The sequence below is a fragment of the Streptomyces sp. NPDC096132 genome, assembly GCF_044763345.1.
Classification (GTDB): domain Bacteria; phylum Actinomycetota; class Actinomycetes; order Streptomycetales; family Streptomycetaceae; genus Streptomyces.
The window spans coordinates 21026-45481 of sequence record NZ_JBIWGA010000004.1; the positions used below are offsets into that span (position 1 = coordinate 21026).

At 71.9% G+C, this 24456-nt stretch carries 23 protein-coding genes; 12 read left to right on the forward strand and 11 right to left on the reverse strand.

The genetic code is table 11. The annotated features are described in order from the left end of the window. Positions 1-121: 121 nt before the first annotated feature. Positions 122-760 (forward strand): TetR/AcrR family transcriptional regulator, encoded by a 639-nt coding sequence (locus ACIRF9_RS10805; protein ID WP_403819102.1) that lies wholly within the window; start codon positions 122-124, stop codon positions 758-760. 167 nt (positions 761-927) lie between these two features. Further along, positions 928-1671 carry a DUF2993 domain-containing protein gene (locus ACIRF9_RS10810; RefSeq protein ID WP_403819104.1) on the forward strand — a complete coding sequence of 248 codons (744 nt, stop codon included), beginning with the start codon at positions 928-930 and terminating at the stop codon, positions 1669-1671. 21 nt (positions 1672-1692) lie between these two features. On the opposite strand, the gene ACIRF9_RS10815 is transcribed toward ACIRF9_RS10810, so the two are convergent. After that, positions 1693-2328 carry a TetR/AcrR family transcriptional regulator gene (locus ACIRF9_RS10815; RefSeq protein WP_403819106.1) on the reverse strand — a complete coding sequence of 212 codons (636 nt, stop codon included), beginning with the start codon at positions 2326-2328 and terminating at the stop codon, positions 1693-1695. 135 nt (positions 2329-2463) lie between these two features. On the opposite strand from ACIRF9_RS10815, the gene ACIRF9_RS10820 reads away from it, so the two are divergent. From ACIRF9_RS10820 to ACIRF9_RS10835, 4 genes are read left to right on the forward strand one after another with little or no spacing between them, the layout of a single operon-like run. Beyond that, positions 2464-3582 (forward strand): VOC family protein, encoded by a 1119-nt coding sequence (locus ACIRF9_RS10820; RefSeq protein ID WP_403819108.1) that lies wholly within the window; start codon positions 2464-2466, stop codon positions 3580-3582. A 23-nt stretch (positions 3583-3605) separates the two neighbouring features. Further along, a complete protein-coding gene (locus ACIRF9_RS10825) occupies positions 3606-4544 on the forward strand; it encodes a fumarylacetoacetate hydrolase family protein (RefSeq protein ID WP_403819110.1) in 939 nt (312 codons plus the stop codon). Between the two features lie 33 nt (positions 4545-4577). After that, positions 4578-6176, forward strand: a complete 1599-nt coding sequence (locus ACIRF9_RS10830) for a bifunctional 3-(3-hydroxy-phenyl)propionate/3-hydroxycinnamic acid hydroxylase (RefSeq protein WP_403819112.1) — start codon at positions 4578-4580, stop codon at positions 6174-6176. After that, complete coding sequence (locus ACIRF9_RS10835; protein WP_403819113.1) at positions 6173-8173, forward strand: acetoacetate--CoA ligase; 2001 nt, start codon at positions 6173-6175, stop codon at positions 8171-8173. The genes ACIRF9_RS10830 and ACIRF9_RS10835 overlap by 4 nt, the downstream gene beginning before the upstream one ends. A 45-nt stretch (positions 8174-8218) precedes the next feature. On the opposite strand, the gene urtE is transcribed toward ACIRF9_RS10835, so the two are convergent. From urtE to urtA, 5 genes are all read right to left on the reverse strand, one after another. Next, a complete protein-coding gene (gene urtE, locus ACIRF9_RS10840) occupies positions 8219-8941 on the reverse strand; it encodes an urea ABC transporter ATP-binding subunit UrtE (RefSeq protein WP_403819115.1) in 723 nt (240 codons plus the stop codon). A 5-nt stretch (positions 8942-8946) separates the two neighbouring features. Further along, a complete protein-coding gene (gene urtD, locus ACIRF9_RS10845) occupies positions 8947-9720 on the reverse strand; it encodes an urea ABC transporter ATP-binding protein UrtD (RefSeq protein ID WP_403819117.1) in 774 nt (257 codons plus the stop codon). Further along, the gene (gene urtC, locus ACIRF9_RS10850) at positions 9717-10805 is read right to left on the reverse strand and encodes an urea ABC transporter permease subunit UrtC (protein ID WP_403819119.1); all 1089 of its coding nucleotides are present in this window, start codon (positions 10803-10805) and stop codon (positions 9717-9719) included. The genes urtD and urtC overlap by 4 nt, the downstream gene beginning before the upstream one ends. After that, entirely contained in the window at positions 10802-11689 is an 888-nt protein-coding gene (gene urtB / locus ACIRF9_RS10855; protein WP_403819121.1) for an urea ABC transporter permease subunit UrtB, read from the reverse strand. Before urtB ends, urtC begins: the two co-directional genes overlap by 4 nt. Positions 11690-11775: 86 nt before the next feature. Continuing rightward, positions 11776-13029 carry an urea ABC transporter substrate-binding protein gene (gene urtA / locus ACIRF9_RS10860; protein ID WP_403819123.1) on the reverse strand — a complete coding sequence of 418 codons (1254 nt, stop codon included), beginning with the start codon at positions 13027-13029 and terminating at the stop codon, positions 11776-11778. 285 nt (positions 13030-13314) lie between these two features. On the opposite strand from urtA, the gene ACIRF9_RS10865 reads away from it, so the two are divergent. Next, complete coding sequence (locus ACIRF9_RS10865; RefSeq protein WP_403819125.1) at positions 13315-13794, forward strand: MarR family winged helix-turn-helix transcriptional regulator; 480 nt, start codon at positions 13315-13317, stop codon at positions 13792-13794. On the opposite strand, the gene ACIRF9_RS10870 is transcribed toward ACIRF9_RS10865, so the two are convergent. Beyond that, complete coding sequence (locus tag ACIRF9_RS10870) at positions 13751-14866, reverse strand: substrate-binding domain-containing protein (RefSeq protein ID WP_403819127.1); 1116 nt, start codon at positions 14864-14866, stop codon at positions 13751-13753. The genes ACIRF9_RS10865 and ACIRF9_RS10870 overlap by 44 nt on opposite strands. A 252-nt stretch (positions 14867-15118) precedes the next feature. Here ACIRF9_RS10870 and ACIRF9_RS10875 point away from each other — a divergent pair, with 252 nt between their 5' ends. Beyond that, positions 15119-15763, forward strand: a complete 645-nt coding sequence (locus ACIRF9_RS10875) for a precorrin-8X methylmutase (RefSeq protein ID WP_403819129.1) — start codon at positions 15119-15121, stop codon at positions 15761-15763. A gap of 131 nt (positions 15764-15894) precedes the next feature. On the opposite strand, the gene ACIRF9_RS10880 is transcribed toward ACIRF9_RS10875, so the two are convergent. From ACIRF9_RS10880 to ACIRF9_RS10895, 4 genes are all read right to left on the reverse strand, one after another. After that, complete coding sequence (locus ACIRF9_RS10880) at positions 15895-16710, reverse strand: cobalt-precorrin-6A reductase (protein ID WP_403819131.1); 816 nt, start codon at positions 16708-16710, stop codon at positions 15895-15897. Positions 16711-16816: 106 nt separating this feature from the next. Next, a complete protein-coding gene (locus ACIRF9_RS10885) occupies positions 16817-17272 on the reverse strand; it encodes a (2Fe-2S)-binding protein (RefSeq protein ID WP_403819133.1) in 456 nt (151 codons plus the stop codon). A gap of 25 nt (positions 17273-17297) precedes the next feature. Further along, positions 17298-19364 carry a molybdopterin cofactor-binding domain-containing protein gene (locus ACIRF9_RS10890; protein ID WP_403819895.1) on the reverse strand — a complete coding sequence of 689 codons (2067 nt, stop codon included), beginning with the start codon at positions 19362-19364 and terminating at the stop codon, positions 17298-17300. Between the two features lie 123 nt (positions 19365-19487). Continuing rightward, positions 19488-19898: a hypothetical protein gene (locus tag ACIRF9_RS10895; RefSeq protein WP_403819135.1), complete on the reverse strand. Its 411-nt coding sequence runs from the start codon at positions 19896-19898 to the stop codon at positions 19488-19490. A 195-nt stretch (positions 19899-20093) separates the two neighbouring features. On the opposite strand from ACIRF9_RS10895, the gene ACIRF9_RS10900 reads away from it, so the two are divergent. The 4 genes from ACIRF9_RS10900 (at position 20094) to ACIRF9_RS10915 (ending at position 24456) form a co-directional block, all read left to right on the forward strand. Then, positions 20094-20507: a winged helix-turn-helix transcriptional regulator gene (locus tag ACIRF9_RS10900; RefSeq protein WP_403819137.1), complete on the forward strand. Its 414-nt coding sequence runs from the start codon at positions 20094-20096 to the stop codon at positions 20505-20507. Between the two features lie 86 nt (positions 20508-20593). Beyond that, entirely contained in the window at positions 20594-22102 is a 1509-nt protein-coding gene (locus ACIRF9_RS10905) for a family 43 glycosylhydrolase (RefSeq protein WP_403819898.1), read from the forward strand. A 41-nt stretch (positions 22103-22143) separates the two neighbouring features. Further along, positions 22144-23592 (forward strand): family 43 glycosylhydrolase, encoded by a 1449-nt coding sequence (locus ACIRF9_RS10910; protein WP_403819139.1) that lies wholly within the window; start codon positions 22144-22146, stop codon positions 23590-23592. Between the two features lie 75 nt (positions 23593-23667). Beyond that, complete coding sequence (locus ACIRF9_RS10915; protein WP_403819141.1) at positions 23668-24456, forward strand: polysaccharide deacetylase family protein; 789 nt, start codon at positions 23668-23670, stop codon at positions 24454-24456.

The window sequence follows — 24456 nt, forward strand, 5'->3', positions numbered from 1 at the left end:
GTACGCCGTACGGGCGGGTCCGCACCGCCGACCGTTGTGTACCCAACAATGAGCAGACTAGTTTATTGCCCATCAGTGTGCAAGTATTGGGATGTCCTCCCCCGTCGACCGGAGGTCCGACATGACCAGCCCACGCATCACGGGCGCCGGGCGCCGCCAGACCCGGCTCACCCGGGCCCGCATCCTCGAAGCGGCGCGGCGGCAACTCGGCCGCGACCCCGACAGCAGCCTCGGTGACATCGCCGAGGCCGCCGGCGTGGTGCGGCGTACCGTCTACGACCACTTCGCCTGCCGGTCCGCGCTGATGGAGGGGCTGGTCGCGGAGGCCGCGGAGGCCCTGCGGCGCGCCCTGGCGGCCGCACGGATCCCCGAGCACGACGCCGTCACCGCGCTGGCGCAGTTCGTACTGGCACTGTGGCCGGTCGGCGACCGCTACCGGACACTACTGGGACTCGCCCCCCAGGACCTGGGGCCGGCACGTCTGGACGAGGTCCTCGCCCCCGCCCGCGACACGGCGAGAACGATCATCGAGCGGGGCCGGCGGCAGGGTGTCTTCCACAGCGGTCTCCCGCCGGGACCGCTCGGCAGAGCCGTCGAAGGGCTGATGCTGGCGCTCCTGGACTGCGTGAACACCGGGGCGTGGAGCGACGACGACGGCACCCGCGCCGCGACCGCCGCCCTGATCGCGGTGGGCGTGGACGTCGACCTCGCCGTCGCCCGGGTCCACGCCCTCCACCACCCCGAGCGCGTCAGCGCCTAGGGGGTGTTGTGAAAGTCCCGCACAGCACCCGCGGCGCCCGGCACGCTCCCCCACTCTCGGCTTCGCTCGAGCGGGAGGTACCCCCACCGCCGCACCGGACACCGCGGGCACCGCACTGGACTTTCACAACACCCCCTAGCAGCCCTGTCCCTCCCGAGAGGAAACCGATGCACCGGTCCCAGCACGACGAAGCACCCCGGTACCGCTCCCGGAGAAGGCGGCGCACGATCGCCGCGGTCGCGTCGGCCGCGGCGCTGCTGGTCGGCGCCGTCGTCGCCGACCGGGTCGCCGCCGCCCGCGCGGAGAGCCGTACGGCGGCAGCCTTCCAGGAGGGCACGGCGACGCCGGAGCGGCCATCGGTGCACGTCAGCGGCTTCCCCGTGCTGACACAGCTGGCCGGGGGCAGCCTGCGGCACGTCGACATCACGGCCCACGACATCCCCGCCCGCGGCACCGACCGGCCCCTGCCGGTCACGGAGCTGACCGTCGGCCTCGACGGCCTCAGCACCGGAGGCAGCGCCGACGAGGCCCACGCCCGGAGCGTCGAGGCGACCGCGTTCCTGTCGTACGAGGACGTGTCGGACGCACTCGGCCTGACCGTCTCGCGGGGCGACGAGCCGGGCCGGGTCGACGCGACGGTCGGCCTGCCGCTCGCCGGGAACGTGACGGTGAGCACGGCCGTCTCGGCGGCCGGCGGCAACCGCATCGCCTTCACGGACGTCCGTGTGACCCGGGGCGAGCCGATCCCTCCCGCGAAGGCCCTGCTCGACCGGGCCCTGGCCGAGCCCGTCCCCCTGCGCAACATCCCCGAGGGCCTGCGTCTGCGGTCGGTCGACCCCACGGACGACGGGATCAGCGCCCGCTTCACCGGCAAGGCGGTCACCTTCCGGCCGGACACGTCGTCCGCGTGACAGCGGGACCCGTGGTCCTCGTCAGCCGAGGTCGGGCAGCGGGCGCCGGGCGACGTCGCGGGCGTCCTCCGGCGGGACGCCCAGCATGCGCAGCACCATCTCCGCCAGATGCGAGGCCGCCTCGTCGCCGTCCAGCTCGGGGCGGCTGAACCGCAGCTCCACCAGGGACAGCAGCGTGCCGCCCAGAGCGGAGAGGGCGACGACGGGGTCGAGGGCCGCGAAGCGGCCGGAGGCCATGCCGACCTCCAGGTCGCGCAGCGCGCGAGGGGCCAGGCCGATGTCGGAGTGGATGTAGCCGAGTCCGCGGTGGCGCAGCACCTGCATGAGCTCGGGGTGGGAGCCGGCCATCCGGGCGCTGAGCCGGAAGCCGCCCGCGACCAGTTCCGCCGGGTCGTCGATCCCGGCCAGATGCTCGTCGAAGGCCTGCCCGAACTCCTCCAGCGCGTCCACCACCGCCGCGTCGAACAGCTCCGTCTTGGACTCGAAGTGGTTGTAGAACGATCCGAAGCCGACGTCCGCGCGTTCGGCGATCGCCTGGATGCTGGCGCCGGCGTCCCCGGTCTCGGCGAGGATCTGCCGCGCCGCACGGATCAGAGCCTGGCGGGTCTCGGCGCGACGCCGCTCGAAGCGGTTGCGGGGCGGGGCTGACGACGACATGCACGGAGTCTAGCTGCGGCGACACATGGATCGACAGTTCTGATGAATCCATCATTTCTTCGGCCTCACCCCTTGACGAAGGTTCTGTCAAACTTGATGATTTCATCATTACGGCAATGTTGCTTGGAGGACGCCATGTCCAAAACAGCCCATCAGGACCTCCACAGTGGACGGGGTGCCCTCCGGGGCGAGCACCCCGGTCGCTCCCGGAACCCCGTGATCAAGGTGGCGGACCTCGCCTGGCTCGAGTTCGAGAAGCCGGACCTGGCGCGGGCGGAGGTGTTCGCGCTCGACTTCGGCTTCTCCGTGGCGGGCCGGACCCCGGACGCCCTGTGGCTGCGCGGCACCTTCGCCGGCTCCCCGTGCATGGTGATCCGACGCGGCCGTACGTCGCGTTTCATCGGCCCGGCCTTCCGCGCGGCCGAGCGCGCCGACCTGGACCGGCTGGCCCGCGCCACCGGCACCGCCGTACGCGAGGCGGACGTGCCCGGCGGCGGCAGGGCGGTCGGTCTGCTCGACCCGTCGGGCTTCCCGGTACGGGTCGTGCACTGCGCCGAGCCGCTCCCCGCACTTCCGGGACAGCGGCCGCTGCTGCTCAACTTCGGCACCGACCACCGCCGTACGAACGCCACACAGCGTCCGCCGCGCGAGCCGTCCCGGATCCAGCGGCTGGGGCACGTGGTGCTGGAGACCCGGGTGTTCGGCCGGGCGCTCGACTGGTACCTCGACACGCTCGGCATGATCGTGTCCGACTTCCTGTTCCTGGACGGGCAGCGCGACCGCGGTCCGACGATGGCGTTCGTCCGCTGCGACCAGGGCGGCGTGCCCGTCGACCACCACACGCTGGCCATGCACCTCGGTCCGGGCAACGGCTATGTCCACTCCGCCTACCAGGTGACCGACCTGGACTCGATCGCGGCCGGCGGGGAGTACCTGGCCGAGCGCGGCTACCGGCGCAGCTGGGGCATCGGCCGGCACATCCAGGGCAGCCAGCTCTTCGACTACTGGCGCGACCCCGACCACTTCATGCTGGAGCACTTCGCCGACGGCGACCTGTTCTCCTGCGACCTCGAACCCGGCTGGGCGCCCATGTCCACCACCGGCCTCGCCCAGTGGGGGCCGCCCGCGACCCGTGACTTCCTCGGCGCGAGCCCCTCCCCACAGCGGGTCCGCGACGTCGTCCAGGCCCTGCGCGGCGACAACGAGATGGACGCCGCCCGGCTGTTCGGCCTGCTCAAGGCCGCGAACTCCTGACCTCCCCTGATGAAGGCACTCACATGAGCATCAACGTCCTGCGCACCGCCGACAGCTGGTGGGTGGTGCGCGACGCGCGCGCCGTCCGTATCGCCACCGAGGCCGTCACCACCGCCGAACTGCTGACCGACCGCGACGCCGTGGGGGAGGCCGCCGCGTCCGGGGAAGCGGGCACGCCCGTCGCCGACCTGGTGGCCCTCTCCCCCGTCACCACCCCCTGCCGGGTGGTCGCCCAGATGGTCAACTACCGCAGTCACGCCCGAGAGTCGGGCTTCACCGGCGACATCCCGCCCGCCTTCTTCCGCAAGGCGTCCGGCTCGGTGAGCGGCCCGCACGACGCCGTCGTCCGGCCCCCGCACGTGAGGTTCCTGGACTACGAGATCGAACTCGGCCTGGTCCTCGGGGCCCCGCTGCCGGTGGGCACGGTGGTGGAGGAGCGCGACCTGCCCTCGTACGTCGCCGGGCTCGTCATCACCAACGACATCAGCGCGCGGGACGTCCAGCTGACCAAGACGCAGTTCTACGAGAGCAAGTCGTACCCGACCTTCACGCCCACCGGCCCCCACCTGACCCTGCTGGAGCCGGACGACTTCGCCCGTCTCCCCGACCTGCGGCTGAGGCTCGGCGTCAACGGCGAACCGCGTCAGGACCGCACCCTCGCCGACATGATCGTCCGCCCCGCGCGGGCGCTCACCCTGCTGGCCCGCTTCCAGTCCCTCGACGCCGGTGACCTGCTGCTGACCGGCACCCCCGGCGGCACGGCGCTGAAGGCCCCGCCGAAGGCCGTCGAGAAGATCGGCGCGCTGCTGCCGCCCGCCGTGAAGTGGAAGGCGTTCTTCAAGAGCCAGGAGAAGAACCCGCGCTATCTGCGGCACGGCGACGTGGTGACCGCGACGATCGCCACTCCGGACGGGCGGATCGATCTCGGCGAGCAGCGCACCCCCGTGACCGACGCGAACTGACCGACGCGAACCGAGAACCGAATTGAGCCGCACATGACCGTCGAGCACAACCCGGCAGACGTACCCGTGGTGATCGTCGGAGCCGGTCCCGTGGGCGTGACCGCCGCCCTGCTGCTGGCCCGGCGCGGGGTGAGGACCGTCGTCCTCGAACGCCACCGGGACGTCTACCCCCTGCCGCGCGCCGTCGCCACCGACGACGAGGTGCTCCGCATCCTCCAGGCCGCGGGCGTCCACGAGGAGTTCGCCGCGATCGCCCGCCCCGCGCGGGGGCTGCGGCTGCTGGACGCCCGGCACCGGGTGATGGCCGAGTTCCCGCGCGCCGCGCAGGGCGCCCACGGCTTCCCGCAGACCAGCATGTTCGACCAGCCCGAGCTGGAGCGGCTGCTGCGCGACGCGCTGGCCCGCACCCCCGGATGCGAACTGCGCGGCGGGGTGGAGGTCGTCGGCGTGGAGCAGGACGGCGACGGTCCGGTCCGGGTGACCTACCGCGACGAGGAGGGCGAGCGGCTGCTGCGGGCGGACGCCGTCCTCGGCTGCGACGGCGCGGGCAGCCTCACCCGCGAGGCCGTCGGCGCCGCGTGGGAGGACCTGCGCTTCGAGGAGCGCTGGACGGTCGTGGACGTGCGCACCCCTCTCCCCGTCCGCTGCTGGGAGGGCGTCGATCAGATCTGTGATCCGCGGCGGCCGGCCACCTTCATGCGGATCGGCGAGGACCGCTACCGCTGGGAGTTCCGGCTGCGGGACGACACCGAACCGGACCACGAGCGACTGCGGGAGCTGGTCGCGCCCTGGGTGGACCTGGCGCCCGGCGCCGACTTCACCGTCGTGCGGCAGGCGCGGTACACCTTCCGGGCGCGGATCGCCGACCGCTGGCGCCGGGGCCGGGTCTTCCTCCTCGGGGACGCGGCCCATCTCACCCCGCCGTTCATCGGACAGGGACTGTGCGCGGGCCTGCGGGACGCCTACAACCTGAGCTGGAAGCTGGCCCGGGTGCTCCGGCAGGGCGCCGACGAGGGGCTGCTGGACACGTACGAGAGCGAACGCAGACCGCACGCCCGGTACGTGATCCGGCTCGCGGTCGCCATGGGCTGGGCCATGACCGGCGGCCAGGACGGCGCCGCCGCCGTCCGCCGCGGACTGCTGGGCGCCGCCGTCCGCATCCCCGGGCTGGGTACCGCGGCCGCCCGCGACCTCAGCCCGGCCCTGACCGCGGGGCCGCTCGTTCGCCGCCGGATCCGCGGGGGCGGGCACTCTCTCGTGGGCCGGTTCTGCCCGCAGCCGTGGGTGACCGCGGCCGGCCGGCAGGTCCGCCTGGACGACCTGCTCGGCGACTCCTTCGCCGTCCTGACCGCCGTACCGCTGCCCCTCGCGCTCCAGGCGGTCGCCGACGGCCTGGGCGCCCGGACCCTGCCCGTGACCGGTCTCGGCGACGACGGCCGCCTCGCCGCGTGGCTGCGCGCGGGCCGGGCCGACGCCGTGCTGCTGCGGCCGGACCGCGTCGTGATGGACGCCGTCCCGTCCGGCGGCCGCGACTTCACCGGGACGGCCGGCTGGGCGTCCCTGCTGCACACCACCCGAAGCCCGTCCCCACGGTCCGTCGAGAAAAGCCTGTCGAGGAGCACGACGCGATGAACACGCCGTACCCGGAACCCTTCTTCACGCCCGATCCGGCGGCCTCGGCCGGCAGCCGCGTCGTGGACTTCGGCCGCTGGGCCGCCCGGCACCGGGGCGTCGACGCCGACCTCACCGACTACGCCACCCTGCACCGCTGGTCGGTCACCGACCTGGAGGGCTTCTGGGGGGCGGTCTGGGAGTACTTCGACATCGACGCGGACACCCCCTACGAGCGCGTGCTGGAGGAGGAGCGGATGCCCGGCGCCCGCTGGTTCACCGGCGCCACCCTCAACTACGCCCACCACGCCCTGCGCGACCTCGCGGACGACGGGCCGGCGATCGTCGCCCTCGACGAGACCGGCTCCGGGTACGAGGTGACCGGGAAGCGGCTGCGCTCCCAGGTCGCCTCGGTGGCCGCGACCCTGCGCGAGCTGGGCATCGGCAAGGGCGACCGGGTCGTCGGCTATCTGCCCAACACCCCGCACGCGATCGTCGCGTTCCTGGCCGCCGCGAGCCTGGGCGCCGTGTGGTCGGTGTGCGGGCAGGACTACGCCCCCAGGGCGGCCGCCGACCGGTTCGCCCAGCTCGAACCGACCGTCCTGATCGCCGCCGACGGCTATCTCTTCAACGGCACCACCCACGACCGCCGCGAGGCCGCGCTCGCGCTGGCCCGCGCGCTGCCGACGCTGAAGGCGACGCTGCTGGTGGACCACGTGGGCCTGCCGTGGCCGTCGCAGACCTACCCGTCGCTGGTCGTGCCGTGGGAGGACGCGTCCACCCGCACGGAGGAACTCGCCTGTGCCGCCGTGCCGTTCGACCATCCCCTGTGGGTCGTCTTCTCCTCCGGCACCACCGGCCTGCCCAAGGGCATCGTGCACGGCCACGGCGGTGTCCTGCTGGAGCACCTCAAGACCCTCGGCCTGCACTCCGACCTGGGCGCCGGGGACCGCCTGCTCTGGTACACCACCACCCACTGGATGATGTGGAACCTGGTCGCCTCCACCCTGCTGACCGGCGCGACCACCTGCACCTACGACGGCAGCCCGGCGCCCTTCGCCCGTCCGGACGTCCTGTGGGAGCTGGCCGCCCGCCACCGTGTCACCGTGTTCGGCACCAGCCCGCAGTACCTGCTGGGCATGGCCAAGTTCGGCATCGACCCGTCCGTGCACGACCTGTCGGCCGTGCGCGTGGTCGGCTGCACCGGCTCGGCCCTGCCGGCCTCCGCCCACCCCTGGGTCCGCGACCACGTCGGCGCCGGCGTCCTGCTCGCCTCCACCAGCGGCGGCACCGACATCGTCTCCGGCTTCGCCGGCAGCGCCCCCACCACCCCCGTCTGGGCGGGCGAGCTGTCCGCCCCGAACCTGGGTGTGGCGCTGGCCGCGTACGACGCCGAGGGCCGGCCGGTCGTGGACCGGGTCGGCGAGCTGGTCGTGACCCGCCCGATGCCGTCCATGCCGCTGTCCTTCTGGAACGACCCCGACGGCACCCGCTACCGCGACGCCTACTTCGCCGGCTACCCCGGTGTCTGGCGGCACGGCGACTGGATCACCGTGACGAGCCACGGCTCGGTGATCGTGCACGGCCGCTCCGACAGCACGCTGAACCGCAACGGCGTACGTCTGGGCAGCGCCGACATCCACGACGTCGTCGAACGCATGCCGGAGATCTCCGAGGCGCTCGTCATCGGCGCGGAGGAGCCCGACGGCGGCTACTGGATGCCGCTGTTCGTGGTCCCGGCGGCCGGGGTGACGCTGGACGAGGCCCTGCGCGACCGCATCCGCGAGGCCATCCGCACCGGCGCCTCCCCCCGGCACGTCCCCGACGAGATCCTCGGGGTGCCGGCCGTCCCGCACACCCGCACCGGCAAGAAGCTGGAGGTGCCGGTGAAGCGGCTGCTCCAGGGCGCGCCCGTCGAACAGGTCGTCAACCCGGCCGCGGTCGACGCCCCGGAACTCATCGACTTCTACGTCCGTCTGGGCGCCGAGCGCCGCCTGCGCAGGAACGGCGGGGCGTGAGCCTCGACGAGAACAGGCGGCCGGACTCGGCCGAGCCTCGGACCCTCACACGCTGAGCGCCGCCCGTACGGTCTGCTCGGCGCCGCTTCCGCCCTCCCCCGAGGAGGTGACGCGGCCCGCCTCCAGGACGTGGTACGTGCGGGCGGCCCGCAGGGCGAAGCCGACGTGCTGTTCGACGAGGAGGACGGACAGACCGCCGCGCCGGGCGAGGGCGAGGATCGTCTCCTCGATCTCGGCGACGACGGACGGCTGGATGCCCTCGGTCGGTTCGTCGAGCAGCAGCAGCCGGGGCCGGGTGACCAGGGCCCGGGCGAGGGCGAGCTGCTGGCGCTGGCCGCCGGAGAGCAGCCCGGCGCGGCGCCCGGACAGCTCCCGCAGGACGGGAAACAGGTCCAGCGCCTCCGCGACGGCCCCCTTACCTCCCCCTCTGCCTGAACGGCGTGGGGGGACCCCCAGGCGGCCGTCGGCGACGAGTTGGAGGTTCTCCGCGGTGGTGAGGTGCGGGAAGGACTGCTGGCCCTGCGGGACGTACGCCATGCCGCGGGCGACCCGCTCGTGCGGGGCGAGGCGGGTGATGTCCTCGCCGTCGAGCCGGACGGTCCCGCCGGCCGGCTTCAGCAGTCCCACGGCCGCGCGCAGGAGCGTGCTCTTGCCGGCGCCGTTGTGGCCGAGGACGGCCGCGACGCCGTCCTTCGGGACCGTGACGGACACGCCGTGCAGCACGGTGGTGCGGTCGTAGCCGGCCCGCAGGGTGTCGATCTCCAGCATGGGCTTCACGCCTCCTCGGTGACGGACGCGGGGGTGGGCTCGGGATCGGAGGCGCGCCCGAGGTAGACCTCCTGGACCCTGGCGTCGGCCTGGACCTCGGCGACCGTGCCCTCGCTGAGGACCTTGCCGGCGTGCAGGACGGTGACGCTGCGGGCGAAGGAGCGCATGAAGTCCATGTCGTGCTCGATGACGACGACCGTGTGGTCCTCGCCGACCCGGCGCAGGAGTTCGCCGGTGGCCTGGCGTTCGTCGTGGCTCATGCCGGCCACGGGCTCGTCGAGCAGCAGCAGCCTCACGTCCTGGACGAGCAGCATGCCGATCTCCAGCCACTGCTTCTGCCCGTGGGCGAGCGCCCCGGCGGGGCGCTCGCGCAGGTCGGTCAGGCCGGTGGTCTCCAGCGCCCTGGTCACCGCCTCCGGTACGGCCTTGCGGCGGCGCAGGAGGGTGAGCGGTCCCCGGCCCGCGCCCGCGGCGATGTCGAGGTTCTGCAGGACGGTCAGTTCCTCGAAGACGGTGGCCGTCTGGAACGTACGGCCGATGCCCGTGCGGGCGATCCGGTGGACGGGGCTGCCGAGGAGTTCCTCACCGCCGAAGCGGACCGATCCGGTCGCCGCGACCAGGCCGGTGACGGCGTCGACCAGGGTGGTCTTGCCGGCGCCGTTCGGGCCGATGAGGAAGCGCAGGTCACCGGGGCCGATGTCCAGGTCGACGCCGTCGACGGCGGTGAACCCGTCGAAGGTCACCCGCAGGTCGCGGACGGTCAGTCCCTCGCCGCTCATGCTGTCTCTCCAGTCGTACGGGTCCGAGTACGGCGCCGGCGCAGGACGACCCCGAGGGAGGCGAGGCCGCCGGGCAGGAAGCCCACCGCCACGACGAACAGCAGGCCCTGGAGGTAGGTCCACGCGGCGGGGAAGGCGTCCGAGAGGGTGCTCTGCGCCCAGGCCACGCCGATCGCGCCGAGCACCGCGCCCACCAGCGAGGCCCGGCCTCCCACCGCCGCGCCGATGACGAAGCCGATGGACGGCACGATCCCGATCAGCGCCGGGGAGATGATGCCGACCGCCGGGACGAACAGGGCGCCGGCCAGACCCGCCATGCCGGCCGCGAGGACGTACGCGACGAGTTTGACGTTGGCCGGGTTGTAGCCGAGGAAGCGGACGCGCTCCTCGGAGTCCCGTACGGCGACGAGGAGTTCGCCGTAGCGGCTGACGAACAGCTGGCGGGCGGCGGCCATCAGCAGCAGGAGGACGGCGGCGATGAGGAAGTACACCGTGCGCTGGTTGACGGGGTCGTCGAGCGAGTAGCCGAAGAAGCCCTGGATGTCGGTGAGGCCGTTCGTGCCGCCGGTGGTCGCCTGCTGGCCGATCAGCCAGATCGACAGTGCGGCGGCCAGCGCCTGGCTCAGGATCGCGAAGTAGGCGCCCTTGACCCGGCGTTGGAAGACGAAGAAGCCGAGCAGCGCGGCGACCGCCATGGGCAGCAGGACCGTCATGGCGAGCGCGAAGGCCGGGTTGGCGAACGGCTTCCACCACCAGGGCAGGGCGTCGCCGGTGCCGTACAGCTGCATGAAGTCGGGGAGCGTCTCGCCGGTCGCGGCGGCGTCGGCGAGCTTGAGGTGCATGGCCATGGCGTAACCGCCGAGGCCGAAGAAGACGCCCTGGCCGAGCACCATGAGCCCGCCGCGGCCCCAGGCGAGGCTGACGCCGACGGCGACGATCGCGTAGCACAGGTACTTCGCGAGGAGGGAGAGCCGGAAGTCGGAGAGGACGAGCGGGGCGACGCCGAGGAGGAGGACCGCGCCGAGGGCGAAGGCGCCGGGGACGCGGAAGCGTGCCGCCGGGGAAACGGGGGTCGCGGTCGTCATGCCAGGCTCCTGGTGCGCAGTGTGTACAGGCCCTGGGGTCGCCACTGGAGGAAGGCGACGATCGCCACGAGCACGATGACCTTGGCGACGCTGACGGTCGTCGAGTACTCCAGCACCGACTGCAGGACGCCGAGCGCGAACGCGGTGATCACACTGCCCTTGAGCTGTCCGATGCCGCCCACGACGACGACCAGGAAGGCGTCGACGATGTAGTTGGTGCCCATCGTCGGGCCGATCGGGCCGACCAGGGTGAGGGCGACACCGGCCACGCCCGCGAGGCCCGAGCCGATGAAGAAGGTCATGCGGTCGACCCGGCCGGTGGCGATGCCGGACACCTCGGCGAGGTCGCGGTTCTGCACGACGGCCCGGATGCGCCGGCCGAGCGGGGTGAGCCGCAGGATCAGGGTGAGGGCGAGCACGCAGAGCAGGGCGAGGCCGAGGATGAACAGCCGGCTGCCGGCGAAGCCGACGCCACCGCCGAAGGAGACGCTGCCGGTGAGCAGGTCCGGGGCGTGGGTCTGCACGTTGGGGGCGCCGAAGACGTCGCGGGCCAGTTGCTGGAGCATCAGGGAGACGCCCCAGGTGACCAGCAGGGTGTCCAGCGGCCGGGTGTACAGACGCCGGATGAGCAGCCATTCCAGCAGGGCGCCCATCGCCCCCGCGACGAGGAAGGCCAGCGGCAGGGCGACGAGCAGCGAGACGCCGGCGCTGCTGATGGACTTCTGCAGGACGTACGTCGTGTAGGCGCCGGCCATGATGAACTCGCCGTGCGCCATGTTGATCACGCCCATCTGCCCGAAGGTGAGGGTCAGGCCGAGCGCGATGAGCAGGAGGACGGCACCGATGCTGATGCCGGTGAAGGACTGGTTGAGGACGACCGTCATGGAGCGGCTCCGGGTCGGGGACGGGATGCGGGCGTGGGACGGGACCCGGCGCCGCAAGGGCCGGGTCCGTGCGCGTGCGGCCTCGATCAGGAGAGGCCGGAAGCCCAGTCGTAGCCCTTGAGGTACGGGTCCGGCTTGATCGGGCTGCCCGAGTTCCAGACCTCGGTGATCAGGCCGTCGGAGCCGACCTTGCCGATCCGGGCGGTCTTGTAGACGTGCTGGCTCGCGCCGTCCACGGTGACCTTGCCCTCGGGGGCGTCGAGCTCGATGCCGTCCGAGGCTGCCTTCACCTTCGCCACGTCGAAGGAGCCGGCCTTCTCGACCATCTCCTTCCACAGGTACACGGAGATGTAGGCGGCCTCCATCGGGTCGGAGGTCGGCTTGTCCTTGCCGTACTCCGCCTGGTAGGCCGCGACGAACTTCTCGTTCGCCGCGCCGGGCGTGGTCTCGTAGTAGTTCCACGCGGTCAGCTGGCCGTCCAGGTACTGGGTGCCGATGCTCTTCACCTCCTCCTCGGCGATGGACACCGACAGCACCGGCATGCTCTTCGCGGTCAGCCCCGAGGACTTGTACTCCTTGAAGAAGGCCACGTTGCTGTCGCCGTTGAGGGTGTTGAACACGGCGTCGGCGCCCGAGTCCTTGACCTTGTTGACGATGGTGCCGAACTCCGTGGAGCCGAGCGGCGCGTAGTCCTCGCCGACCACCGTCATGCCCTTGGCCTTCGCGTACGCCTTGATGATCTTGTTGGCGGTGCGCGGGAACACGTAGTCGCTGCCGACCAGATAGAGCTTGGTCAGGCCCTGCTTCTTGAGGTAGTCGAGGGCGGGCACGATCTGCTGGTTGGTGGTGGCGCCGATGTAGAAGATGTACGGCGACTCCTCCAGGCCCTCGTACTGCACGGGGTAGAACAGCAGCGACTTGTACCGCTCGAAGACCGGCTTGACGGCCTTGCGGCTGGCGGAGGTCCAGCAGCCGAAGGTGGCCGCGACCTTGTCGTCCTTGATCAGGGCTTCCGCCTTCTCCGCGAAGGTCGGCCAGTCGGAGGCGCCGTCCTGGCTGACGGCCTTGAGCTTCTTGCCGAGCACGCCACCGGCGGCGTTGATCTCCTTGATGGCGAGCAACAGCGCGTTGTGGACCGTGACTTCGCTGATGGCCATGGTGCCGGACAGCGAGTTCAGCAGACCCACCTTGACCGTGCTGCCGGAGGTGTCGGCCTTGGCGGCGGAGTCCGACGACGTGTCGCTGCCCGTCTTGGCGCCACAGGCGCTCAGGGCCGCGGACGCGCCGACCGCCGAGATCCCGGCCAACAGGCCTCGTCTGCTGATGCTGAGTCCGGACATGTGAAACCTCGACTCTGGAGAGAAGGGGAGCGGAACACGCTTCGGGGAAGGGGGCGTTGGCGCACAGCCTGCGAGGAAACTGTTTCCTCGGCGTTGCGCGGCAATTGAAGAACAGTTTCCGGAGGAAGTAATAAATGTGAGTCGGCGGAAACAAATCACGACCACCGATCCCGGGTTGACGGCTTTCCGGCGACGGCAATTGACGCTTCCTGCGAAAAGGAATCGACGGTAGGCTCGGCGGCCCGCCCCCCGCGGGGACACCAGGGCTTCGAGCGGAGGAGTGCGATGGCGAGACAGCCCCAGGAACTGCTCCGTCTGCTGACCCGGGCCGAGCGTCTCGCCGTGCGCCGAGTGCAGTCCGTGCTGGAGGAGTTCGACTGCTCGGTGGAGGCGTGGCGGGTCCTCGACCTGCTCTCCGACGGGCAGGGACACCACATGTCGGCGCTCGCCGACCACGCCTTCCTGCCGGCGCCGAGCCTGACCAAGCTGATCGACCACCTCGTCGACCAGAACCTGGTGTTCCGCCGGGTGGACCCGGCCGACCGCAGGCGCGTACTGGCCTACCTGACCCCGCGGGGACTGCAGCGCTGGCAGCAGCTGATCCGTGAGGTGCGGGCGGACTGGGCCGAGTTGGAGTCACTGCCCGCCGAGGAGGGGGCCCGGCTGGAGAGCCTGCTGGACCGTCTGGCCGGGGTGCTCGACGAGGGCGGGGGCTCCGGCGTCACAACAGCTCGTGCGGAGCGCGCAGTTGAGCGAGGACGTTGAAGTCGAGACCGTCCGCCCGGGCCAGGTAGATGCGCTGGCGCACATGCCGGCCGTCCAGGCCGAGCAGTCCGCGCGGGCCTTCGTAGGAGACGGTGTCGGCGGTCGCCCCGATGGCGGCCACGTCCAGGGTGCGGGCCCGCTCGATGAGCGCGGCGAGCAGCAGGACGCCCTCGTAGCAGGACTCGCCGAGACTGCCCGGGGTCGGGGCCGCGATCCCGAACCGGCCCGCGTACCGGCCGTGGAAGTCCAGGGTGTTCTGGTCGGCCAGTGAGGCGAAGAAGCCGGCCGTGCTGTAGAGGTCCGCGGTGGCCTCGGGGCCACTGCCGAGCAGCATGTTCTCGTCCATCAGCGTGCTCAGCCTCAGGCACCGCTGGTCGAGCCCGCAGGCGGCGAAGGCCCGGTTGAAGCGGATCGCGTCGCTGCCGACCAGCAGCATCAGGACGGCGTCGGCGTCGGCACGCTCGATCCGGCGCAGTACGTCCTCGAACGCGTCGGTGCCGAGGGGCAGGTACGCCTCTCCGCAGACCCGGCCGCGCGAGGCGCGTGCGTAGCGGCGGGCGGCCCGGGCGGTGTGCCGGGGCCACACGTAGTTGTTGCCGACGACGAACCAGCGGCGCACCCCCCGGGTCTCGGCGAGCAGCCGCATGGCGGGCAGCAGCTGCCAGGCGGGGGTCTCGCTGGTCAGATAGACGCCGTCGGTGTGCTCGCCGCCCTCGTACAGGGCCGTGTAGACGTACGGCACCCGGTGCGCGATCCGTGGGGCGACGGCCTGCCGTACCGAGGAGATGTGCCAGCCGGTGACGCCGTGCACCACGCCCGTCGCCACCAGGGCCTCCACGTCCTCGGCGACCCGGCGCGGCTCGGCACCGCCGTCGACCTCCAGGAGCCGCAGCTCCCGGCCGAGGACGCCGCCTGCCTTGTTGACCTCCTCGGCGGCCAGCCGGGCGCATGCCTCGCACGTCGGTCCGAAGACGCCGGCGGGCCCCTGCATCGGGTACACCAGGGCGATGTTCAGGGTCGAGTCGTCGGCCGTGAACCACTCGGGGGTGTGGAAGCGGGCGGGCCGGTGCATGGCCAACATGATTGCGGCAGCGCCCCCGCCGCCCAAGCGGCGGCCCGGATCGAGACCGATTCGTAGAGAATCCGGGCCGGAGTCGGGCTCCCGCACGGACGTCGTCGCGTCGCGGGAGCCCTCCTGCGTCCGCCTGCGCGCGCCGGTGAGAAGACGACCACGAGCAGGCATTTATTGCAAGTATCACGCAAGTGCAATTTGCTGGCAAGAGTGCCGTGCCGACGATCGTTTGCCGTGGGTATGCTCGCGGCCATGCCGAACACCGTGACCAGCTACGACTACGAAAAGGACGGCGCGGCCATCTACCGCCAGTCCTTCGCCACCATCCGCGCGGAGGCCGACCTCACGGGCCTGCCCGCCGATGTCAGCCAGGTCGCGGTGCGGATGATCCACGCCTGCGGGATGGTCGACCTCGTACGGGACCTGGCCTACACGCCCGCCGTCGTGGCCCGCGCCCGCGAGGCCCTGCGCGGCGGGGCGCCCGTCCTCACCGACGTGCAGATGGTGGCCAGCGGTGTGACCCGCAGGCGGCTGCCGGCCGGCAACGACGTGCTGTGCACGCTCTCCGACCCGGCCGTCCCCGAACTGGCCGCCCGGCTCGGCACCACGCGCAGCGCCGCCGCGCTGGAGCTGTGGCGGGACCGGCTGGAGGGTGCGGTCGTCGCCGTCGGCAACGCGCCCACCGCGCTCTTCCGTCTGCTGGAGATGATCGAGGCGGGCGCCCCCCGGCCCGCCGCCGTGATCGGCGTACCGGTCGGCTTCGTCGGCGCCGCCGAGTCCAAGGACGCCCTGACCGCCAACACGTCCGGGCTGGACTACCTGGTGATCCGAGGCCGCCGAGGCGGCAGCGCCATTGCCGCCGCCGCACTCAACGCGATCGCCAGCGAGGAGGAGTGAACGGGGGGCGGTAGGACGACCGGGTACGCGCCGGGCCTCAGCCGCCGACGCGGCGGACGCCGGGCGGCCGACCCGCGCCAGGCATCAATCGCCGACGCGACGGAGGCCAGGACAGCCGGATCCGTCAGGCCTCAATCGCCGACGCGACGGGCCTCGGGGCGGCCGGTCCGTGTCGGGGCTCGGTCGTCGGTGCCGTGGGCGGGGCCGCCTGCGCGCTGGTCTTCGATCCAGTGGGCCGCTCGCTCCGGGGCGGTCGCGATCGGGACGCCCTCGGGGATCGGTGGTCGGCGGATCACGAGGACTGGCAGGCCGGCCTCGCGGGCGGCCGTCAGCTTCGGGGCGGTGGCGGCTCCCCCGCTGTCCTTGGTCACCAGGACGTCGATGCGATGACGGCCCAACAGCTCGCGCTCGCCGTCGAGGGTGAACGGGCCGCGATCGAGCAGCGTCTCCATGCGGGCCGGGCGCGGGCCCTCGGGTGCGTCGACGGACCGTACGAGGAACCACAGGGCGTCCAGGTCCGCGAACGCGGCCAGGCCCATGCGGCCGGTGGTGAGGAACACGCGGCGGCCCAGTGCGGGAAGCAGGGCCGCGGCCTGCGCGAGCGAGTCGGCCTCGTGCCAGTCGTCTCCCTCGACGGGGACCCAGCCGGGGCGGCGCAGGGCCAGCAGGGGAACCCGGGCCGTGGCGGCGGCCCGGGCCGCGTGCAGACTCATCGTCCCTGCGAAGGGGTGGGTGGCGTCCACGAGTGCGCCGACCCGGTGCTGGCGCAGCCACGCCGTCAGCCCCTCGATGCCGCCGAAGCCTCCGGCACGGACCTCGCCCGGGGGCAGCCGGGGGCTCGCGACCCGTCCGGCGAGGGAGGTGGTCACCACCAGGCCGGGCGTGCCGTCCAGCAGTTCGGCGAGGCGCCGGGCCTCCGTGGTCCCGCCGAGGATCAGTACGTGCATGGGGGCCGGGTCCGTTCGGGAGCGGTGCGGTGTTCCACTCAAGCACACCCGTCCGCCGGCCGGGGTCGCGGGCGGCGCGACCGGCCCCACGTCCGGACCGCTCCCGTCAGCCGTTCGCCGACGCCTTCTTGATCGCTTCGCGGATCCGGGAGTACGTGCCGCAGCGGCACACGTTCTCGATGCGGTCGATGTCGGCGTCCGTCGGCCGGGCCGTCCGCTTCAGCAGGGCCGCCGCGGCCATGATCTGGCCGGGCTGGCAGAAGCCGCACTGCGCCACGTCGCACTCCAGCCAGGCCTGTTGCACGGGGTGCAGCCGGTCGCCGTCGGCGAGGCCCTCGATGGTGGTGACCTCACGGCCGGAGCAGTCCTCGACCGGTACGACACAGGGCTGTATCTCGTCGCCGTCGAGGTGACTGGTGCAGGCGCGGCAGACGCCCACCCCGCAGCCGTACTTGGGCCCGGTGACGTTCAGCAGGTCCCGCAGCACCCACAGCAGGGGCATGTCGGCGGGGGCCTCGACGGTGACCGGCTTCCCGTTGAGGACGAAGGAGTAGGACGGCATCGGCACCTTCCAGGCGTCGTGGGGTTCAGAAGTTCAGGGGGAAGCGGCGGGGCTTCGTGCCGGTGGCCCGGGCGTAGGCGTTGGCGACGGCACCGGCCGCGGCCGGGACGCCGAGTTCGCCCGCGCCGCCCGGTTCCCCGCGCGAGGGCATGATGTGCGCCTCGAAGCGGAGGGGGGCGTCGCGCTGACGGGCGTAGTGGAAGTCGGCGTAGCTGCTCTCGCGGACGGCGCCCCGGTCGATGTGCAGCCCGGCGGTGAGGACGGTGGAGATGCCGTCGACGGCGGTGCCCATGAGCTGGGCCTCCAGGCCGCGCGGGTTGACGGCCGTGCCGACGTCGGCGGCCATCACCACCCGGGTCACCCGGGGGTTCTTCGGGTCGGTCGCGTCGATCTCGGCGAGACAGGCCACGCAGGAGCCGTACTCCTCGTGGACGGCGACGCCCTGCCCGTGACCGGGCGGCAGCGCCCGCCCCCACTTCCCGGCGGCGGCCGCCTTGTCGAGCACGGCCCTGACGGCCTTGCTCCGCAGCGTCGTACGCCGGAAGGCGACCGGGTCCTTCCCCAACCGCGCGGCGATCTCGTCGACGACGATCTCCTCCGCCGTCCGCATGGTCCCGGAGTCCACCGACCGCCAGGCGCCGAGCGGTATCGCCAGCGAGACGGAGCCGAAGTCCCCGGACAGGCGGCCGAAGTTGTACAGGCCGCTGTCGCTGGGCGCCGGTCCGGCCGCCGACGCGAAGGACGCCCGGCGCACGGCCCCCTCCCCCTCGTAGGCCTCGCTCACCGAGGCCATCGCGTGGGCGAAGGCGACCACCCGGCCGCGGGCGTGGCTGGCGCGGATGCGGTGATGGCTGGCGGGGCGCATCCGGCCGTGCCGGATGTCGTCGGCGCGGCTCCACATCAGCTTGACCGGCCGGCGGGCCGCCTTCGAGATCAGGGCCGCCTCCAGCGCGGCGTCGGAGTCGAGGCGCCGGCCGAACGAGCCGCCGCCGCGCAGGACATGGACCTTCACCTTGGACGCGGGCAGTCCGACCGCCGAGGCGATGCTGTCGCGCGCACCCATCGGGGTCTGCGAGGAGAACCAGATCTCGGCCCGGGCCGCGCGGACGTCCGCCACCGCGGTCAGCACCTCCATGGGCGCGTGACCGACGAAGGCGAACTCGAACTCGCCCTCCACCTGCGCCGATCCGCTCGGCGGGGCGGCGAGGCGGGGCACGGCGGCCCGCAGCCGCCGGCGGATCGCGGCGTCGGACAGCTCCACGAGCGGCCCCGGCGCCCAGGTGATCTTCAGGGCGTCCCGGGCCCGGAAGGCGTGGTGGAATGTCTCCGCCACCACGGCGACCCCGCCCTCGACCTTCACCACGGCGTGCACGCCGGGCATGGCCCGCGCCGCCCGGTCGTCGAGTGAGAGAACCTTTCCCCCGAGCGTGGGCGGGCGCGCCACCACCGTCGGCTTGGCCCCGGCCACCGCCAGGTCACCCGCGTACGTCGCCTTGCCGGTGACGATGTCCCGGGCGTCGATCCGGGTGGTCGGCCGCCCGATCACCCGGTGCCGGGAGGCCGGCTTGGGCGTGGCCGACCCCACCCGGATCGCGGCGGCGGACCGGGTCAGCTGGCCGAAGGTGGCCGAGCGCCCGTCCGGCGCGTACACCTTGGTATCCCGGGTCCGCAGGGCGCGCGCCGGAATGTGCCAGCGGCGGGCCGCCGCGGTGACCAGCTTGGCCCGCGCGGTGGCGGCCAGTTGACGGGCCGGACCGTACAGCGAGCGGACCGAGCTGGAACCGCCGGTGTACTGGTTGCCCTCGGTACGGGCGTCGGCGAGGGGGATGTCGATGTCGGCGAGCCGGGCGTCCAGCTCCTCGGCGATCATCATCGCGACCGCGGTGGTCACCCCCTGCCCGACCTCGACCCGCGGCAGCCGTACGACGATCCTGTTGGCCTCGGTGACCTCGAGGACCAGCATCTCCTCGTCGGTCCCCTTCACCAGGACGTCGGAGGAGCGGCGGGCGGGCTCGGCGCCCTCCGCGGGCGAGGAGTCGCAGGCGAGGGGGGCCGCGACGGTCAGGGTGGACGCGGCGAGCGTGTAGACCATGAACCTGCGGCGGGACAGCTGACGGTCCAACGGGCACTCCTGTTCAGGTTCCGTGGGGTTCGACTCCTAGGAGGGGCCCACGGCCCACGGGGTTGCCTGCGGAGGGCGAAGCGCTGAAACGACCTACGCGGCGGAGGCCGGCGTGGGTCCGCCCGCCGGTACGGGGACGGCCGCGTCGACCAGTTGCCGCACCCGGGAGGCGGGCACCGGGACGCCCGGTGCCTGGAAGAACCAGCGCCCGCGTTCCTCGGCGCTGCTCAGCCCGTCCGGCCAGGCACCCAGATAGGGCTGGACGTGGAGGGGGGTGTTCGGTCCGATGCGCCGGCTGTCCGCGAGCGTGCCGATGTCGACCGCGTCGTAGCCGATCGCGTCCAGGAAGGCGATCACCTGCGCCTTCGCCGCGGGGTCGTCGCCGGCGACGGCCTGGGCGCTGCGGTCGGCGACCCCGGCCGGCCGGGCCAGGGTGAACAGTCGCCGGAAGTCGAGGTTGGCGAAGGTCTTCACGACCCGCGAGCCGGCCAGGTGCCGCTGCACGAGCTCGCTGGAGGTGAGCCGATATCAACTCGATCGTGTGATGGTCGGCTTGCGGGCTTGCGGTGGTGTGGGCGGGCTACGGTGATCGTGCGATCTGGGACGCCAGGTACGGCGCCGGCGTGCGGGGCCCCGCTCCACCGGAGTGATGGTTCGGGGCCTCCCCGACGCCTCTGGCCGTACCTACATGGCCAGGTCGTGAGGGCAGTATCCATAACGGCCTCCGGCCGCGGAGGCCTCCCGGGATCGGACCACGGACAGGATCAGTGTCGCCGACCTGGGGTTGAGTACGCCGGGGACCAGTGCGCCGAGGTCCGCCGCCAGGTGGCCGGGGTGTCCGACCGGATGCTGTGGCAGACCCTCCAGCGACTGGAGGACCACGGGCTGGTGACCCGCACCCCGCACCCGACGGTGGCGCGCCGCGTGGACTACGGCCTCACCGCCCTCGGCCGGCCCATCGCCGAGCGCGTCGGCGACCTGATCGACACGATCTACGAGCAGTTGCCGGGCATCGTCGCCCACCAGCGCGCACTCGCCGCGGAGGCGGCGCCGGACGACTCCCCCGAGGCGCCCACCCCCTCCCAGACCATCCGGACCCGCCCAAAGCATTGACGGGGACATGCACGCCCCCTATCTTCTGGCCGAAGTTACGAACTGCGTTCGAAATTACGGACAAGGGACGGTCCTGTATGCCTCGGATGTTTCGTCGTCGCCCCGGCGTGCCCGCGACGCGCCGCAGACCCCTGCTGGTCTGTGTGCTCGCGCTCCTCGTGGCCCTGGTGGCGGCGACCCAGCCGGTGTCCGCGGCGGACGGCCGCCCGTACACCAACCCGCTGAAGTCGGCCAAGGGCGCGGACCCCTGGCTGGAGTACTACGACGGCAACTACTACCTGATCACCACGACGTTCACCGGTGTCCTCGCCATGCGCAAGGCGCCGACCCTGGCGGGCCTCGCCACCGCGCCCAGTGTGCAGGTGTGGTCGGACACCACGTCCACCCGCAACACCAACATCTGGGCGCCGGAGATCCACCAGTTCAACGGGCACTGGTACCTGTACTACTCGGCCGGCCAGAGCGGTGTCGCCTGCTGCGACTCCCAACGCACCCATGTCCTGGAGAGCGCCGGCACCGATCCGCTCGGCCCGTACACCTACAAGGGATCGCTCACCGGCTCCAATCTGACGCCGGGCGGCTGGCTGATCGACGCCACCGTGCTCCAGGTGAGCGGCAAGCTGTACCTGGTCGGCAGCGGTTTCGTGAACGGCAGCACGCAGAGCCTCGTCATCGCGCCGATGAGCAACCCGTACACCCTGTCCAGCAGTACCTTCACGGTCATCTCCAGCCCCACGCTGAGCTGGGAGACCTCGGGGCTGCCGGTCAACGAGGGCCCTGAGCCGCTGTACCACGACGGCCGTACGTTCCTGACGTTCTCCGCGAGTTACTGCAACACGGCCGACTACAAACTGGGCCAGCTCGAACTGACCGGCACCGATCCGCTGAGCCCGTCGTCCTGGACGAAGAAGCAGACGCCCGTCTTCCAGCGCAGTGACGCCAACGGGGTCTACGGCCCCGGTCACAACGGCTTCTTCGGCTCGCCGGACGGCACGGAGAACTGGATCGTCTACCACGCCAACTCCTCCTCCAGTGGCGGCTGCGGCAACGGGCGGACGACCCGGGCCCAGAAGTTCACCTGGAACGCCGACGGCACCCCGAACTTCGGCACCCCGGTCGCCCTCGGGACGACGCTCCCCGGCCCCTCCGGCGAGACCGCGACGACCCCCACCTCGTACACCCTCGTCAACCGCAACAGCGGCAAGTGCCTCGACCTGAACGGCGGTTCGACCGCCAACGGCACGAACATCCTCCAGTGGACCTGCAACGGCGGGTCCAACCAGAAGTGGAGGATCGAGGACCTCGGCGACGACACGAGCCGGCTGGTCAACGTGGCCGGCGGCGGGGTCATGGACACCGCCGACTGCTCCACCGCCGACGGCGCCGACCTGCGCCAGTGGTCCTGGCTGAACAACAAGTGCCAGCGCTTCCGGCTCGTCTTCACCGCCACCGGCGACTACGTCCGGATCGTGAACGAGAACAGCGGCAAGGTCGCCGACGTCGCGGACTGCGGGACCGCGAACGGCACCGACGTACGGCAGTGGACCTGGCTGAACAACAACTGCCAGCAGTGGCGCCTGGTGCCCACCACCTGATCCCCGACTCCCGTGTGACTCCCCCCATTTGGAGAACCATCTTGAGACGCAACGCCGTACGGCTGCTCCTGGCCGTCCTCGTCGCCCTCGCGGCCGTCGTCACCGGCACGGCCGCCCCCGCCCAGGCCGCCGTGCCCGACTCCCCCGCCGTGACGTACACCAACCCGATCGCCGAGAAGCGGGCCGACCCGCACATCTTCAAACACACCGACGGTTACTACTACTTCACCGCCACCGTGCCCGAGTACGACCGGATCGTGCTGCGCCGGGCGACCACCATCCAGGGCCTGTCGACGGCCCAGGAGGTGACCATCTGGACCAAGCACACGAGCGGGGTCATGGGCGCGCACATCTGGGCGCCGGAGATCCACTACATCGACGGCAAGTGGTACGTGTACTTCGCGGCCGGATCGACGTCCGACGTGTGGGCGATCCGCATGTACGTCCTCGAAGGCACCGGTGCCAACCCGCTGACCGCGACCTGGACCGAGAAGGGCCAGATCAAGACCACGTGGGAGAGCTTCTCCCTGGACTCCACGACGTTCGTCGTGAACGGTGTCCGCTATCTCGCCTGGGCGCAGCGCAACCCGTCCGAGGACAACAACACCAGCCTGTTCATCGCGAAGATGGCCAACCCGTGGACGATCTCCGGGACTCCGGCGGAGATCTCGCAGCCGACGCTGTCCTGGGAGACCGTCGGCTACAAGGTCAACGAGGGCCCGGCGGTGATCCAGCACGGCGGCAAGGTCTTCATGACGTACTCGGCGAGCGCGACCGACGCCAACTACTGCCTGGGGATGCTGACCGCGTCCGCGACGGCCGATCTGACCGCCCCGGCGTCCTGGACCAAGGGGACGCAGCCGGTCTTCAAGTCGAGTGACGCGACCTCGCAGTACGGGCCGGGCCACAACTCGTTCACCGTCTCCGAGGACGGCAAGTCCGACATCCTCGTGTACCACGACCGCAGCTACAAGGACATCTCCGGCGACCCGCTGAACGACCCCAACCGGCGCACCCGGGTGCAGAAGGTGTACTGGAAGGCGGACGGCACGCCGGACTTCGGCATCCCGGTCGCGGACGGGGTCACCCCGCAGCGGTTCTCCTCCTACAACTACGCGGACCGGTTCATCCGCCACTGGGAGTACCGGGCGAAGATCGAGGCGAACGTCAGCCCGCTGGCCGACTCGCAGTTCCGGGTCGTCACCGGTCTGACGGGCACCGGCACGGTCTCCCTGGAGTCGGCGAACTTCCCCGGCTACTACCTGCGGCACAAGAACTTCGAGGTGTGGCTGGAGAAGAACGACGGCACGTCGACGTTCGCCTCCGACGCCAGCTTCTACCAGCGCGCCGGGCTCGCGGACTCGGCGGGGATCTCGTACGAGTCGTACAACTACCCGGGCCGTTACGTCCGGCACTACAACTACCTGCTGTACGTGCAGACCCCGAGCACGGCGACGGACCGGGGGGACGCCACTTTCTACGCCCAGTGAGGCGCCCCGTGAGGGGCTGAGAGCACGACGCCGAGACTATACATAGGGCGTATACGCTCTATGTATAGTCTCGGCATGTTTTCTCTGACCAGGAAGATGAAGAAAACGGGGGCCGGGTTGCGTGCCGTCGCCGTCTCGGCGGCGGCCGCCTGCCTGGCGGTCACCCTCAGTGCCTGTGGCGGACTCGACACCACCGCTCCGAGCGCCGCCCGCGCCCACCCCGCGGCCACCACCCAGGCCGCCCGTTTCGGCGCGGTCGACTGCCGTGAGGTGAAGTGCATCGCGCTCACCTTCGACGCCGGGCCCAGCGAGAACTCCGCCCGCCTGCTGGACATCCTGAAGGAGAGACAGGTCCCGGCGACCTTCTTCCTGCTGGGGAAGCGGCACATCGAGAAGTACCCGGAGCTCGTCCGCCGGATGGCCGACGAGGGCCACGAGGTGGCCAGTCACACCTGGGACCACAAGATCCTGACGCGGCTGGAGCCGGACGAGATACGTGAGGAACTCCAGCGCCCCAACGACGAGATAGAGCGCCTCACCGGCCGCCGGCCCACGCTGATGCGCCCGCCGCAGGGCCGCACGAACGACACCGTGCACGAGATCTCCCGCGAGCTGGGCCTCGCGGAGGTGCTGTGGACGGTGACCGCCAAGGACTACACGACGACCGACTCGGCGCTGATCGAGAAGCGCGTCCTCGCCCAGGCCGGCCGGGACGGCATCATCCTGCTGCACGACATCTACGACGGGACCGTGCCGGCCGTGCCCGGGATCATCGACGCGCTGAAGGAGCGGGGTTACGTGTTCGTCACCGTGCCCCAACTGCTGGCACCGGGCGAGGCGGAGCCGGGGAAGGTGTACCGCTGA

Bases quoted from the DNA above. Each gene is read 5' to 3' on its own strand.
- ACIRF9_RS10805 (WP_403819102.1), top strand. From the start codon at position 122: ATGACCAGCCCACGCATCACGGGCGCCGGGCGCCGCCAGACCCGGCTC.
- ACIRF9_RS10810 (WP_403819104.1), top strand. From the start codon at position 928: ATGCACCGGTCCCAGCACGACGAAGCACCCCGGTACCGCTCCCGGAGA.
- ACIRF9_RS10815 (WP_403819106.1), bottom strand. From the start codon at position 2,328: ATGTCGTCGTCAGCCCCGCCCCGCAACCGCTTCGAGCGGCGTCGCGCC.
- ACIRF9_RS10820 (WP_403819108.1), top strand. From the start codon at position 2,464: ATGTCCAAAACAGCCCATCAGGACCTCCACAGTGGACGGGGTGCCCTC.
- ACIRF9_RS10825 (WP_403819110.1), top strand. From the start codon at position 3,606: ATGAGCATCAACGTCCTGCGCACCGCCGACAGCTGGTGGGTGGTGCGC.
- ACIRF9_RS10830 (WP_403819112.1), top strand. From the start codon at position 4,578: ATGACCGTCGAGCACAACCCGGCAGACGTACCCGTGGTGATCGTCGGA.
- ACIRF9_RS10835 (WP_403819113.1), top strand. From the start codon at position 6,173: ATGAACACGCCGTACCCGGAACCCTTCTTCACGCCCGATCCGGCGGCC.
- urtE (WP_403819115.1), bottom strand. From the start codon at position 8,941: ATGCTGGAGATCGACACCCTGCGGGCCGGCTACGACCGCACCACCGTG.
- urtD (WP_403819117.1), bottom strand. From the start codon at position 9,720: ATGAGCGGCGAGGGACTGACCGTCCGCGACCTGCGGGTGACCTTCGAC.
- urtC (WP_403819119.1), bottom strand. From the start codon at position 10,805: ATGACGACCGCGACCCCCGTTTCCCCGGCGGCACGCTTCCGCGTCCCC.
- urtB (WP_403819121.1), bottom strand. From the start codon at position 11,689: ATGACGGTCGTCCTCAACCAGTCCTTCACCGGCATCAGCATCGGTGCC.
- urtA (WP_403819123.1), bottom strand. From the start codon at position 13,029: ATGTCCGGACTCAGCATCAGCAGACGAGGCCTGTTGGCCGGGATCTCG.
- ACIRF9_RS10865 (WP_403819125.1), top strand. From the start codon at position 13,315: ATGGCGAGACAGCCCCAGGAACTGCTCCGTCTGCTGACCCGGGCCGAG.
- ACIRF9_RS10870 (WP_403819127.1), bottom strand. From the start codon at position 14,866: ATGCACCGGCCCGCCCGCTTCCACACCCCCGAGTGGTTCACGGCCGAC.
- ACIRF9_RS10875 (WP_403819129.1), top strand. From the start codon at position 15,119: ATGCCGAACACCGTGACCAGCTACGACTACGAAAAGGACGGCGCGGCC.
- ACIRF9_RS10880 (WP_403819131.1), bottom strand. From the start codon at position 16,710: ATGCACGTACTGATCCTCGGCGGGACCACGGAGGCCCGGCGCCTCGCC.
- ACIRF9_RS10885 (WP_403819133.1), bottom strand. From the start codon at position 17,272: ATGCCGTCCTACTCCTTCGTCCTCAACGGGAAGCCGGTCACCGTCGAG.
- ACIRF9_RS10890 (WP_403819895.1), bottom strand. From the start codon at position 19,364: ATGGTCTACACGCTCGCCGCGTCCACCCTGACCGTCGCGGCCCCCCTC.
- ACIRF9_RS10905 (WP_403819898.1), top strand. From the start codon at position 20,594: ATGTTTCGTCGTCGCCCCGGCGTGCCCGCGACGCGCCGCAGACCCCTG.
- ACIRF9_RS10915 (WP_403819141.1), top strand. From the start codon at position 23,668: ATGTTTTCTCTGACCAGGAAGATGAAGAAAACGGGGGCCGGGTTGCGT.